15 protein-coding genes and 1 pseudogene are annotated in these 13,471 nt (G+C 33.8%); 13 read left to right on the top strand and 3 right to left on the bottom strand.

Annotation, left to right across the window (positions count from 1 at the left end; genetic code table 11):
• Nucleotides 1–15: 15 nt before the first annotated feature.
• From rpmG to K6959_RS10980, 5 genes are all read left to right on the top strand, one after another.
• Nucleotides 16–165, top strand: a complete 150-nt coding sequence (gene rpmG / locus K6959_RS11000) for a 50S ribosomal protein L33 (RefSeq protein ID WP_163239364.1) — start codon at nucleotides 16–18, stop codon at nucleotides 163–165.
• Nucleotides 166–293: 128 nt separating this feature from the next.
• Nucleotides 294–863, top strand: coding sequence for a 5-formyltetrahydrofolate cyclo-ligase (locus K6959_RS10995; protein WP_179958997.1), 570 nt, complete (start codon nucleotides 294–296; stop codon nucleotides 861–863).
• Complete coding sequence (locus K6959_RS10990; RefSeq protein WP_246234463.1) at nucleotides 853–1,653, top strand: DUF92 domain-containing protein; 801 nt, start codon at nucleotides 853–855, stop codon at nucleotides 1,651–1,653. The genes K6959_RS10995 and K6959_RS10990 overlap by 11 nt, the downstream gene beginning before the upstream one ends.
• A 134-nt stretch (nucleotides 1,654–1,787) precedes the next feature.
• Nucleotides 1,788–1,964, top strand: a complete 177-nt coding sequence (locus K6959_RS10985) for a hypothetical protein (RefSeq protein WP_223086509.1) — start codon at nucleotides 1,788–1,790, stop codon at nucleotides 1,962–1,964.
• 292 nt (nucleotides 1,965–2,256) lie between these two features.
• Nucleotides 2,257–3,429, top strand: a complete 1,173-nt coding sequence (locus K6959_RS10980) for a rhomboid family intramembrane serine protease (protein ID WP_163239358.1) — start codon at nucleotides 2,257–2,259, stop codon at nucleotides 3,427–3,429.
• A 27-nt stretch (nucleotides 3,430–3,456) separates the two neighbouring features.
• Here K6959_RS10980 and K6959_RS10975 read toward each other — a convergent pair whose 3' ends face one another.
• Nucleotides 3,457–4,329: a hypothetical protein gene (locus K6959_RS10975; RefSeq protein ID WP_163239356.1), complete on the bottom strand. Its 873-nt coding sequence runs from the start codon at nucleotides 4,327–4,329 to the stop codon at nucleotides 3,457–3,459.
• A 140-nt stretch (nucleotides 4,330–4,469) separates the two neighbouring features.
• Here K6959_RS10975 and K6959_RS10970 point away from each other — a divergent pair, with 140 nt between their 5' ends.
• From K6959_RS10970 to K6959_RS10940, 8 genes and pseudogenes are all read left to right on the top strand, one after another.
• A complete protein-coding gene (locus K6959_RS10970; RefSeq protein ID WP_163239354.1) occupies nucleotides 4,470–5,930 on the top strand; it encodes a spore germination protein in 1,461 nt (486 codons plus the stop codon).
• Between the two features lie 256 nt (nucleotides 5,931–6,186).
• The gene (locus K6959_RS10965; protein ID WP_163239352.1) at nucleotides 6,187–6,381 is read left to right on the top strand and encodes a YqgQ family protein; all 195 of its coding nucleotides are present in this window, start codon (nucleotides 6,187–6,189) and stop codon (nucleotides 6,379–6,381) included.
• Between the two features lie 295 nt (nucleotides 6,382–6,676).
• Nucleotides 6,677–8,539 (top strand): LTA synthase family protein, encoded by a 1,863-nt coding sequence (locus K6959_RS10960; protein WP_223086507.1) that lies wholly within the window; start codon nucleotides 6,677–6,679, stop codon nucleotides 8,537–8,539.
• A gap of 131 nt (nucleotides 8,540–8,670) precedes the next feature.
• On the top strand, nucleotides 8,671–9,090 hold the full coding sequence (locus tag K6959_RS10955; protein ID WP_163239348.1) for a cytidine deaminase: 420 nt from the start codon (nucleotides 8,671–8,673) through the stop codon (nucleotides 9,088–9,090).
• A gap of 167 nt (nucleotides 9,091–9,257) precedes the next feature.
• Nucleotides 9,258–9,521, top strand: a pseudogene (locus tag K6959_RS19860) (helix-turn-helix domain-containing protein); the annotation flags it as partial.
• Nucleotides 9,506–9,688, top strand: a complete 183-nt coding sequence (locus tag K6959_RS19855; RefSeq protein ID WP_374058336.1) for a hypothetical protein — start codon at nucleotides 9,506–9,508, stop codon at nucleotides 9,686–9,688. The pseudogene K6959_RS19860 and the gene K6959_RS19855, both read left to right, overlap by 16 nt.
• 293 nt (nucleotides 9,689–9,981) lie before the next feature.
• Nucleotides 9,982–11,169: a M14 family metallopeptidase gene (locus tag K6959_RS10945; RefSeq protein WP_223086506.1), complete on the top strand. Its 1,188-nt coding sequence runs from the start codon at nucleotides 9,982–9,984 to the stop codon at nucleotides 11,167–11,169.
• A gap of 171 nt (nucleotides 11,170–11,340) precedes the next feature.
• Nucleotides 11,341–12,504, top strand: coding sequence for a YqgU-like beta propeller domain-containing protein (locus K6959_RS10940; protein WP_223086504.1), 1,164 nt, complete (start codon nucleotides 11,341–11,343; stop codon nucleotides 12,502–12,504).
• Nucleotides 12,505–12,711: 207 nt separating this feature from the next.
• Here the strand turns inward: K6959_RS10940 and K6959_RS10935 are convergent, their stop codons facing one another.
• Nucleotides 12,712–12,882 carry a DUF2759 domain-containing protein gene (locus tag K6959_RS10935; RefSeq protein ID WP_163239342.1) on the bottom strand — a complete coding sequence of 57 codons (171 nt, stop codon included), beginning with the start codon at nucleotides 12,880–12,882 and terminating at the stop codon, nucleotides 12,712–12,714.
• A gap of 61 nt (nucleotides 12,883–12,943) precedes the next feature.
• Nucleotides 12,944–13,450, bottom strand: a complete 507-nt coding sequence (locus tag K6959_RS10930; protein ID WP_223086503.1) for a hypothetical protein — start codon at nucleotides 13,448–13,450, stop codon at nucleotides 12,944–12,946.
• Nucleotides 13,451–13,471 lie beyond the last annotated feature (21 nt).

Genomic DNA, 13,471 nt, shown 5'->3' with positions numbered 1-13,471 from the left:
TGGAGGGAAAGATACATGCGTGTGAATATTACGTTAGCTTGCACTGAGTGTGGAGATCGTACTTATATTTCATCAAAAAATAAACGTAACAATCCAGATCGTCTTGAGCTTAAAAAGTATTGTCCTAGAGAGAAGCGTGTTACTACACATCGTGAAACAAAATAAGCAGTGGGAATGCTTCCTGCTGCTTTTTTGCTGTTTATAAATGATGAAGTCGACTAATCATAAAGGAGCATAAATAAGACGCTTTTTTTACGTCTATCTATGCCTTTAAATACTTTAAGGTGGGAATCATGATGGATAAGAAATTAGTGCGTGCTGAATTAACAGGACGGCTGAAAGAGCTTTCAAAACCTGTCTATGAAGATCTGTCTTATCGAATAGCCAATCAACTGTATGAAGATCCTTTATGGAAGAGCGCTCAAGTTATTGGGATTACTGTCTCTCGATTTCCCGAAGTAGATACATATCAAATTATTCGTAAAGCATGGGAGCAAAAGAAAAAGGTTGTCATTCCAAAGTGTGATCCAAAGACGCGGGGAATGACGTTTCGGATGTTGCAACGCTTTAATGAACTTGAATCTGTTTTTTTTGGATTGTATGAACCGATTGAGAATAGAACAATTGCCGTAAAGCCTAATGAGATTAACCTTCTTATTGTTCCCGGAGTTGCATATACAAGAGACGGCTTTAGAATAGGATTTGGCGGGGGGTACTACGATCGATTTCTGGAAGGTTTTAAAGGTGACACTCTTTCATTAGCGTTTAGCTTTCAAATTGTTTCTAAGCTACCGCTTGAGGAACATGATTTGCCTGTTTCAAAAATTATTACGGAAAATGAGGTTATTTCAGTTGTCTATTGAGCAGCTGTTCATTTGTTTATTTATTATTTTTACTGTATTAGTCGGTTATTTCGTCCATTCATTAACGAAGACTGGGGCGATAGCTGCTGCTATTGTCGGTTTTTTTGTTGCAAGCGGATTTGGAATTAACGGTTTACTTTTGCTTGGTTCATTTTTTGTCAGCTCGAGTTTGCTATCTAAATTTAAAGCTACGCAAAAGGTAAGTCTTTCACAAATCGTTGAAAAAGGAGAAAGAAGGGATTGGCAGCAAGTCTTTGCAAACGGGGGAGTTGCCGCTGTTGCTAGTTTGTTATTTTTTTATACAGAAAGTATGCTTTTTCACATGACGTTTTTAATTGTCGTTGCGAGCTCAAATGCAGATACGTGGGCTTCTGAAATAGGGGCATTAAGTAAGCAAAAGCCTCTTACCATTAAAGGCTTACAAAAGGTTGAAAAAGGAACATCTGGAGCGGTTAGTCTCCTTGGAACTGTAGCTGCCTTTTTGGGCGCGTTATTTATTGCCATTGTAGCTCTATTCCTCTTTAAAGGAATAGATGGAAAGGTGATGATTTTTATTATGTTATTTGGCTTTTTAGGCAGTGTAATTGATACACTTTTTGGTGCTTTTCTCCAAGTAACATACAAGTGTAGAAAGTGTGGGCTAATAACGGAAAAAAAGCAACATTGTGACAGGGAAACAAAACAAATCAGCGGCTTTTCCATAGTAAATAACGATGTCGTTAATTTTTTATCAGGATTAATTGCTGCAGCTGCAGGTTCAACAATTTATTTTATGAGTGAGTTTATTTGAATAGTGGCAAGTAAGTAATTATTTTATCTCGTTACGCTTATTTTTCCTACTTAAACGTCCTTCCTTTTTTGTTTGGTTATTTTTACATAAAATCAGTTGTTTCTTCCCAAACTAACATGAAGGAGGGATAAGTAATGCGTCAATTTATGAGATTTTTCATTTTTTTTACCGGGATTTTTTTCGTTTATCGATATCGTTATCAAATCATGAATATTGCTCTGGGAAATATTTTATTAAGACGGATGTTAGTTAGCTCTGTAATGAGGGTTCCAGGAGTTAGAGAAAGAATGATGCAAAGTATTTTTAGATAGGCTATGTTATGAACATTGTTGATTCGTGGCTTCATCTCATCAGAAGGACCTTTCAAAAGTGTGAGACTGCAGTCTCACACGAATGAGCTTAAAACAACAAAATGTGCTTTAGATATATACAAAAAAAAGTTTTGTAAAAGGACCTATGCGGTCTTTTTATTTTTTTACGAGTGAAATTAACGATTCCCTTTACATCTGATCATTTCTTTGTCTATAGTAAAAAGGAAACAGTTTAAATAGCATTTATCAGGAAAATAAAATGAACTCTCAAAATAAGAAAGTAGGGGGAAAATTGAGTTTTAGAGAGGACTACCTATTTTGGAGGTTAGCTCATTACTTTGTTTCTGTCGGTGAGTATAGAATTGTCCAATTATCCAAGGATCAAAAAGAATTATGGCTAGAAAAGATTGAGAATAAGAAATATCAAGTTATTCGCTTGTTGCGATATGATATTGATTGGAGCAATTGGATGCAAAGAGATATTGAATTAACAGCAGCGAATGGTGAACAGATTAGAAGACAGTTAGCAAAAAGAAATATGAACGTTCTTAATCTTTACGTCAGTACATATCTTCCCGTTGATGATTACGAGTATCGTATCTCAAAACCATTTGTAAATCCAAATAACAGCAAAACTAATGTAACAACAGTTATTTTTGATCGGAACGGCTATAACGATGCACTTGGCCGTTTAACAGAATTATTGCAAACAGATGTCTCATTTACGTTAAAGAATGAATATGAAGAGCAGGAAATTGAAGCTGTGAAACAAGCTACACTAGCACAAATAGTCATTAAGGCTAAATCTGAGCAGGAGCTTTTTAAATATGGGAAACCGTTTTTTACTTATATTTTTATCGCTATTCAAGTTGTGATGTTTTTATTGCTGGAGCTAAATGGGGGAAGTGTAAATATTTCTACCCTTATTCACTTCGGAGCAAAATCTAATCCGCTTATTATCGAGGGCGAATGGTGGCGCTTTTTTACTCCAATTGTTCTTCATATAGGTCTTTTGCATTTATTAATGAATACTCTTGCCCTTTATTATCTTGGAATCGCTGTTGAACAGATTTTTGGAAATTTTCGCTTTTTGTTTATCTATTTGTTTGCTGGATTTGCAGGTTCTTTAGCGAGTTTTGTTTTTAGTCCGAGTATATCTGCAGGAGCTAGTGGTGCTATCTTCGGCTGTTTTGGAGCTTTGTTGTATTTCGGTGTTATTTATCCGCGTCTTTTTTTTCGCACGATGGGAATGAATATTTTAATCATCATTGGAATTAATCTTGTTTTCGGTTTTACTGTTCCAGGTATTGATAATGCTGGACATATTGGTGGATTACTTGGTGGTTTTTTAGCAACGGGTATCGTTCATTTTCCCAAAAAAAGAAAGCTTTTATCCCAGTTGTTTTTTTTAATTACTGCCGCAATCGTTACTTTTGTTTTTCTGCAGATCGGTTACAAAAGCTAACCTCAACATTCCATTGGAAATAAGATTTTAAAGAGTTTGACGGAGAAGAAATGATTCTCCGCTTGCCGACTCAAAAATGATTAGTAAATGTGTTCGATCTTTAGCAAATAATAATAATGGGATGGTACTATTCAGAGAATCAATGATTGTACCATCGTCTTTTTTAATTCCTAGGAAATAATTTTTATAAAGCCCCTCCCATAATTGTCCAATAATTCGTTCCGACTCTTTAATTGTAAAACCGTGTAATGGTTTATGATTATATTTTATTAAATCAGTTAGCGGAATGATATGATATGCTTTTTCATTAATTGAAAAAGCTTTAGCTGCTTTCGAAATTATTTGTTTTTGCAATTCATTATTCATGTTGTCTAAAAGCTTCTCCCAGTCTCGTTCTATTTCGGTTGCCGCTTTTTTAAAAGACAATAACGGACTGAATAATGAGTTAATGACATATAACTCCTCAGCAGACATCGTATGAGCACTCGTGATTTTTTCTCCAGCTTCATGAATTTCCGAATAGTGAAATGTAATAGCTTGAACATGACTACTTTCTTTTTCGCTTATTTTTTTCTGTTGTTTTATTTCTGTTGTATTTTGCTTCCATTTTCCCATTTTTTCTTTCAGCCGGCCATTGATAAAAAGCAATGCCATATCTTGGCGCAAATAAGCCTTTTCATTTAAAGCTGAATGAACTTGCCAAAACAAAGAGTAACCCCCATCACTTTTATAATCGAGTATATTGATAGACGTTTTGGCTGTTTCATAAGTAACTAACTGATTAATAGGAAAATAGATAATACTTTCTTCAATTTTTTTATCAGGTGTTCTAATGAAAAAAATGATGATCAATATTAAAGCTGATAGAATGACGATAAAATAGAACTGACAGCGCTTCATTCATGTTCCCCTCTTTATTCAAAGTTTGTCCCTTTACAAAATGATATGCTCATCCAATTTGTTAAATACCTTTAAGGAGTATGTTTTTATAAAGGGATGTCAATTATGGAAATTAGTACCTTTGAGATTGAGGTGGGCAAATGGAAAAGATCGAAAAGCAACAAGTTTCACAAAAAATAAATGAAAATATTCAATATTTACGCCATGCCCTTGGAGTAGAGAAAAGTTTTGATGTCATTCAGCTCGATGTTGAGTATGCTGAAAGAAAAATGGCATTATTCTTAATAGATGGATTAATTAAGGATGATATACTTCATTATTTAATGACATTATTAGCTAGTTTGGAAAAGGAACAGCTAGAGAAAGATCCCCTTGAAAAGCTTGTGAAAAAATATATCCCATATGTTGAAGTTGAAGCGATAGATGATTTAAACGCTGCAGTTGATGCGGTGCTTGCTGGTCCAACCGCTTTAGTAGTTGATGGTATTGATAGGGTTATTTTAATTGATGCTCGAACATACCCGGTAAGAGGACCAGAGGAGCCAGATATAGAACGGGTTGTCCGCGGCTCACGCGATGGATTTGTCGAGACGCTTGTTTTTAACACTGCGTTAACGAGAAGAAGAGTTCGAGATAAGACACTGCGTATGGAATATATGCAAATCGGACGTCGTTCAAAAACCGATATTGTTGTTTGTTATATTGAAGATATTGCTGATGAGGAGATGGTTGCTAAGCTAAAGGAAGCTTTATCGAGGATAGATACGGATGGTTTGCCAATGGCGGAAAAAACGGTTGAAGAATTCATTTCCGGAAGACATTGGAATCCCTATCCGTTAGTTCGATATACTGAGCGCCCTGACACAGCCGCTACGCATCTTTATGAGGGACATGCATGTATCATTGTTGACGGATCACCAAGCGTCATTATTACGCCAACTACATTTTGGCACCATTTACAGCATGCTGAAGAATATCGAAATAAGCCATTAATTGGGGCTTATTTACGATTTGTTCGATTTTTAGCTGTTTGGGCGTCAATTTTTTTGTTACCCTTATGGTATTTATTTGCTGCGAATCCTCATTTATTACCTGAGGCAATTTCGTATGTTGGCCCAAATGAACCGGGAGAAATCCCGCTGTTTATCCAATTTTTAATCGTTGAAGTGGGAATTGATATGTTAAGAATGGCTGCTATTCATACACCAAGTTCATTAGCAACTGCCCTTGGACTAGTAGCTGCATTAATGATTGGCCAAGTTGCTGTTGAAGTAGGGTTACTATCAAATGAAGTGATTTTATATTTATCAATTGCTGCTATTGGAACTTTTTCAACGCCAAGTTATGAAATGAGTCTTGCTAATCGAATGATTCGCATTGGCTTATTAGTTGTTACAGCAATATTTCATGTATATGGGTTTGTCATTGGAATTGCGCTTTGGTTAATTATGCTTATAAGGATGAAATCATTCAGTGTTCCATATTTGTGGCCGTTTATTCCATTTAATTTACGGGCAATGCGCGATGTTATTATTCGCTCACCGATTCCGCTTAAAAACCGTAGACCGCGTATTTTAAAACCTAAAGATCCCGATCGATAATCTGAAGATAAAAAGATGCACCTTTCAATTTTGAGACAAAGTCAATATATGAATGATTTTTTTCACTATCAAGGCGGAACGCAAATAGAACAGTTTTTTATAAACTGATTTGTCAACATTTTGAAAGATTCATTTGCCCTTTTTTATATTTACTATAATTAACATGATGTAAAGGTTGAGACTAATAATGATTTAAATTATAATGATATATTAGAGTATGTTCATTTTTACACATTCTTATTTTGTGAGGGCAATGATGAAAACGATTTATGATGTTCAAAAATTATTACAAAGATACGGAACCTTTATTTATACTGGAGATCGCTTGGCAGACCTGGAATTAATGGAATCAGAAATAAAAGAACTTTACAATTCCAAACTAATCGAGACAAAAGTTTATCAAACAGCTTTATTGTTGTTACGACATGAAATGCAATTAAAAGAAAAATGAAATATACAAGACTAATTTTCAAAAAGTGGACAAACTTGAAACCTTTTAGAGCTTCAATCGTCTAATGTATATAGAAGCCAGTTTGTAAGGAAAATTAATCTTAATTTGAGCAAATTTCCGAATAGATTAAAAGGTTGGTGGAAACGTAAATTTCTGCAGAAAAATGAAATAAAAACAATGTTGCTTTTTTGTAAAAAAAATATTAAGATTATGTATGTTTAGGTAAATATTTACCTATTAATGTAAAGATGAAGAAAAAATCCCGTTTTATTATTGACTAGGGAGGCATTAAGTGATGCGGAGTTTAAAATCTTCAAAGGTTTCATTATTTGTAGTCGCAACAGTATTACTTTGGTTAAAAAAGTATATTGTCTATAAAACTAGCTTTGATATTAAAATTGAGAATTGGAAACAAGAGTTTATTTTGTTTATCAATCCGTTAAGCTTTTTAATGTTTATTTTTTGTATAGGCTTGTTTATAAAACAGAAAAATAGAAATCGTTATATTATAATTACAAGCTTTTTACTTTCATTTGTTTTTTTTGCGAATGTTATGTTTTATCGCTTCTTTAATGATTTTTTAACGCTTCCAGTTTTATTTCAAACGAGTAATATGAGTGATTTAGGCAGCAGTGTGACTGAATTGCTGCAAGTAACAGACTTTCTTTATTTTGTTGATTTTATCATTCTTGTGCTCATTTTAAAGTATAAGCCAAGTTTTATTGTGAACCGAGAGTATTCTAAAGTTGGCAAACGTGCATTTTTCCTCGTTGCAATTGCCATTACATTTTTCAATTTAGGTTTGGCTGAAACTGAGCGCCCACAATTACTAACTAGAACGTTTGACAGGGAGATGCTCGTTAAAAATATCGGCACATATAATTATCATATTTACGATGCGTTTCTTCAATCGAAGACAACTGCACAACGTGCATTAGCAGATGGGAGCGAATTAGTAGATATTGATAACTATGTTCAAGCTAATTATAAAGGTCCTAACGAAGATCTTTTTGGTATATCAAAAGGCAAGAATGTTATTTTAGTATCAATGGAATCTCTTCAAAGCTTTGTCATCAATGAAAGAGTAAACGGTCAAGAAATTACACCGTTTTTAAATCAATTGATAAAGGAAAGCTATTATTTTGACCAGTTTTATCACCAAACAGGTCAAGGAAAAACATCTGACTCAGAGTTCATTGTAGAGAACTCGTTATATCCATTAAGCCGCGGTGCTGTGTTTTTTACTAACTCTGGAAATAAATATACGGCAACACCAAAAATTTTAAGTGAAAATGGCTATTTCACTGCATCATTGCATGCTAATAATAAAAGCTTTTGGAATCGCGATATTATGTACCAATCTCTTGGATACAACCGCTTTTATTCAATGACAGACTATAATATTAATGAGGAAAATTCAATTGGCTGGGGCTTAAAGGATATTGACTTCTTTGAACAGTCGATTACTCATTTGAAGGAAATGCCAAAGCCTTTTTATGCAAAATTTATTACACTTACTAATCATTTTCCATTTGTTTTAGAAGAGGAAGATCAATTTATAGAACCTTATGACTCAAATAATAAGACTGTAAATAATTATTTTCCTACAGTTCGATACATGGATGAGTCATTGAAAATTTTTGTTGAACGTTTAAAAGAAGAAGGTATTTATGAAGATTCAATTTTAATTTTCTATGGAGACCATTATGGAATTTCCGAAAATCATAATAAAACAATGAGTGAATTTTTAGGTGAAGAAGTTACACCATTTGTAAGTACTCAATTACAGCGTGTTCCATTGATTATCCATATACCTGGACAAAAGGGAGGAACAATTTCGAATGTTTCTGGTCAGATTGATTTAAAGCCGACGATCCTTCATTTGTTAGGTATTGATACGAAACAAGATATTCAATTTGGTTCTGACTTGTTTTCAAAAGAAAGAATGAATTTTGTTGTTCTTCGTGATGGCAGCTTTATTACGGATGACTACGTATACACCCGGGGAGTATGCTATGACAAAAGTACGGGAGAACCAACAGACGAAAGCTCATGTGAGCCATACATGGAAAAGGCAAAAAATGAGCTTGAATACTCAGATAAAATTATTAATGGAGATCTTCTTCGATTCTATGAAAATAGTGAGTATCGCAAATGATTTAAAGCAAAGATAAATATTTAAAAAAATCAATGGCTGGCTTAACGGATCATAAAGGGTCATTTTGTAGAACAACAACACAGCTTAGTCAATCCTAGACAGAAAATATATTATTTACGAGGGAAATAATAATGGACATTGAAAAACGATTATATAATTCGGCAGTTGAATTAATTAAAGAAAGATATCCCTCTAACTGGGGTGGTGCAGCAGCAATAGCACTAGAGGACGGTACAATTTTGACAAGTATAGCACCCGAAGTTATTGTTGCTGCAACGGAACTCTGTATTGAAACAGGAGCAATTCTGGAAGCTCATAAACTTGATAAAAGAGTAACTCATTCAATATGCGTTGTACGAGATGATGAAAATTCGGATTTTAAAGTATTATCCCCGTGTGGAGTATGTCAAGAAAGATTAATTTATTGGGGACCAAATGTAAAGGTAGCAGTTACTGTACCTGGAAAAGATTTAGTTTTTAAGTCTTTATCAGAGGTACAGCCTTTTCATTGGACTGCTGCTTATCCAGATGAAGAGTTATTTAATGAGTAAAACTGCGTAATCGGGCGCGATTGGTGAAGATACAAGAGAATTTTGTGGCGCATCAGGGCAGCAACAAAATGTTGCGCCTTGATGCGCCTTTAACTATCTTTACTTTAGCTATTCATCACAATAATACTGGAGATAAGAAACTGATATAGGAAAGGGCGACGAACAACGTGCTTTTTGGAGATAAATTAAAAAGGGAAAGAGAAAAAAGAGGTTGGTCACAAGATTACCTTGCTGAAAAAATATATGTTAGTCGTCAATCAGTTTCAAAGTGGGAAACAAATAAAAACTATCCCAGTATCGAAGTGATTATTAATTTAAGCGACTTATTTAATATCACAATCGATGAACTATTAAGGAGTGATGAGGGCTTGAAAGAAAAAGTAATTCAAGATAGTAAAGGATCGGTAAGTTTGAATTGGAAAACACACTTTTAACTGGTTTAGGCATCATTATAGGGATTATAATTGTCAGCTTAATCAAGCATGGAGGAATTGATTGGTTATCCATCAGCCAGTCAATAGTTGCAACAGCAGCTTTCCTTTATCTTATTACCCTTCTTTTTCCGCAATGGAGCCGAGAGAAAGAAACGAAATATTAGTTAAGATGTTCTGCAAACGGGCACGATTGCAGAACACGAGAAGGACAGCATTCGCTGTCTTTTTTTCTTCCAAAAGTGAAACTTGCTGCAGAAGAAAATATGTGGCAATTGTCAACGGTAAATGTCTGACTGATCAAACGATCAATTAAGCCAGTTTTTATCTAATTTTCCTACAGCATTTCCCTCGTTTATTTCACTAATTTGAATGTTCTAATTCATTAAATGAAGCATTATCTCAGCATATTTCCTTTTATCCGTCATAATTTAATAAGTGATGGGAAGGGGGAAGATAAATGAAAGTAAAGATTCGTTCCGGCGATACGTTTTGGTATTATAGCCAATTATTTTTAGTGAATGTTCAGCTCATTATTGATTCTAATCCTAATTTAAAAAGCTCTTCGCTGCCCGTTGGACAGGAAGTAAATATTCCTGGATTTATTACTCAACAATATACAATTAAACGAGGAGACACGTTTTGGAAGCTCGCTGCGGCACGACATATCTCAGTTGATGCGTTGCTCCTTCTGAATCAAACAAAAAATCCGAATTTACTTAAGCCTGGTGATATTATTTTACTGCCAAAAAGAGTTACGTACTTTGTAGTAAATGGGAAAATAGAATACAACTCTACGAAACTGCAGGAAGATTTAGTTAAGTTAAAGGAAATATATCCTTTTATTACAGAAAGATCAGTTGGTACATCTGTTTTAGGGAAACCGCTCCATGTAATTAAGATTGGTAAGGGACCAAAAAAAGTACAAATAAATGCCTCATTTCATGCAAATGAGTGGATTACGACACCGATACTAATGAGATTAGTTAATGAATATGTACGATCACAAACAAATAATTATCCAATTCGTGGATTGAATCCGCTGCCACTTTATCATCAAGTAGAATTAACAATTGTTCCAATGGTGAATCCTGATGGCGTAGATTTAATATTAAACGGTCCTCCTTCTAAAATGAAAGATGAAGTGATAAAAATAAATAAAGGCAGTACTGATTTCTCAGGATGGAAAGCGAATATTCGTGGTGTTGACTTAAATAATCAATACCCGGCAAATTGGGATATTGAAAAAAAACGAAAAGAGCCGAAGCAACCCGCTCCACGTGATTATCCAGGAGATGCCCCTTTAACTGAACCGGAAGCAAAAGCAATGGCTGATTTAGCTCGGAGTGGTCGCTTTGATAAAATGCTCGCTTTTCATACACAAGGAAAAGAATTTTATTGGGGCTATGAAGGTTTCGAACCTCCACAATCAAAAGTGATCGCTACAGAATTCGAACGGGTGAGTGGATATCGTGCAATCCAATATGTAGATAGTCATGCAGGGTATAAAGATTGGTTTATACAGGAATTTCGCAAACCAGGTTTTACAATTGAACTTGGGAAAGGTGTTAATCCCTTGCCTTTATCTCAATTTGATGAAATTTATCAAGAAGTGCTTGGTATATTTCTTGCTTCTCTTTACATGTAACGTATATATTAAAAATATAACCAAATTATTTCTATTATTTAAAATAAGCCGATCAACGGCTTATTTTAAATTTATAAAGTTACATTTAAAACAAATTTGAAATAATTGAAACATTTATGTGTATGAATCGTGTATAATATATATATGTATGTGAAAAAAGGAGGTACGGAATTGGTTTACTCAAGAAAAACGGGTGATTGTAATAGACAATTTAAGACTTTTATATTTATTTTAACCTTTTCCGTATTGGTTTTAGCAGGATGTAAACAAGATAAGCAAATTTTATTACAATCACCGTCAAATAATAAAGATGAGAATATTGAACAGGAAACACGAAATAATAGAGTTTTTGATGAGGCACTTTACAACTCATTAAAAATACAAGAGGGTCAGTTTTATAAAATAGTAGGTTGGTTAAATGATGATACTATTTTGTATTTAACAAATTTAAGCAATGGAACAAATGTATATACATATAACATTTTTTTAGGAAAAAGTGAACTGCTTTATAATAGTAAAGCACCAATTGCTTATACGGAAATTAGCCCATGGAAAAACAATATTTTAATCCATTCTGCTCCGTCTGAATATTTAGCTATCGTAACTGTCATTGATCAAACGGGAAAGCTATTAGCATCTGAACAGTTAGAATCAGCTGAACTTTCATTTGCATGGAGTTCTTTTAATGAAAATAAGATATTAATTTCAACGTTTAATGAAGACTGGTCATTTAAAATGAGCCTTTGGGAAATTAATAAGCAAAAGCTTTCAGCTGTTTCGTTAACCGAACCGTTTGTTCAATGGATAACAGATAAGGAAGTAGGCTATTTAAAATGGGATCACGAGACTCCTGCTTTAACAGCTCCGTTCGTGAGAAAAAACATTAAAACGGACGAAGAAAAGCTCGTGCCTTCTGAAGCGATCCATTTTCATTCTTTCGGAGACTATCTATTAGCTATTTCAGTAAATCATAGTGAAACAGACAAGGCGGAATATATAATTTTTGATAAAAAGCTCAAAAAGCTACTTTCGTTTAAAATCCCACATTTATCAAGATATTCCGATTGGCTTATTCCTTATTATGATATTGATGAAAAGGAGCAAAAATTTTATACATTTCGACCAAAATATAGTAAAGAAGAAGAAAATTATCGCGATGATTTTCTTCTTGTAGCATATGATCTCATTACTGGAAAAGAGGAAACCGTAATAGAAGGTCTTAATAATGAGCCAATCAGCGTTTCACCGGATGGAGAATATATTTTATATGGTTATCAATTTGAGAAGTTAATTAATCTAAAAACGCAAGAAGTAATAACGATTATTGAGAAGTAATAATAGACAGGTGACAGAAAAAGCTGCTGCAAAAACGGACTTTTGACAAACGCTCATCTTTGCATGCGCTTCGTTGTAAGCTCATAAACTCCTGTTTTATTCACTCCCGCCTCAATTTTTAAACTAGTACGATAAAATCAAAATATTATTTTTGTCAACAACACAAAACGGACTGTCTTTTTGACAGTCCATTTCTGCATAAATAAGTTAGGCTACAGGATAACCTGATTTTAATACAGTCATAAAAGTAAACCAACCAAATACAGCTAAAGTTCCAATTCCAAAAAATGCACCGAGGAAATTTTTGTTTTTTAATGCACTAATTGAACCGAAAGCTGCCAATATCGTTACTAATCCAAAAATAATGACCAGTCCCATTTTATAGCCCCCTTTATCATCACACTTTATGTAAAGTATTGTACTATTTTTTACGTCTGTATTATATTTTATCCGTTTTTTTTTTTTTTGATTTGTCGAGATGTAAAAATGACACTTCTATGGCGTAAGCTTTTACAAGCCTAATTATGAACTGAACATGCTGCTGGGGAACAAAATAAATAGGCCTTTCAGATTCATAAGTAACAGCGATTAAATATTCATCAATTTCGAATTGTGCCATTTGCTGTGCTGTTTGTTCTCCTTTTTCATAATAATAAGCAGCAATCATTTCTTTAAATAAAAAGGCTTCATCATCTGTTTTTTGAATTCCATAATCAAAGAATAACTCACCTTGTTTATATTTATGTATATATAGTAGCTCATGATTAGCTTCATAAGCTGTTCCAATGTTCAGTAACTCTTTTGCCAGTAGAGCATCGTCAACGTATTGATAAATATATAATAAATCATTTTGAAAAAAAATATTTGTTTCTTTCTGTAAAAGGTCTTTAAAATCGTCCATTTCCTCAAGTTGATTACTTGCTTCAACACCATATAATATATCCATTATATTACCTCGCATTATACA

The organism is Bacillus aquiflavi (genome assembly GCF_019915265.1).
Taxonomy (GTDB): domain Bacteria; phylum Bacillota; class Bacilli; order Bacillales; family Cytobacillaceae; genus Bacillus_BT; species Bacillus_BT aquiflavi.
The sequence above is the reverse complement of the archived record's forward strand: the minus strand, read 5'-3'. Positions and strand labels throughout refer to the sequence as shown.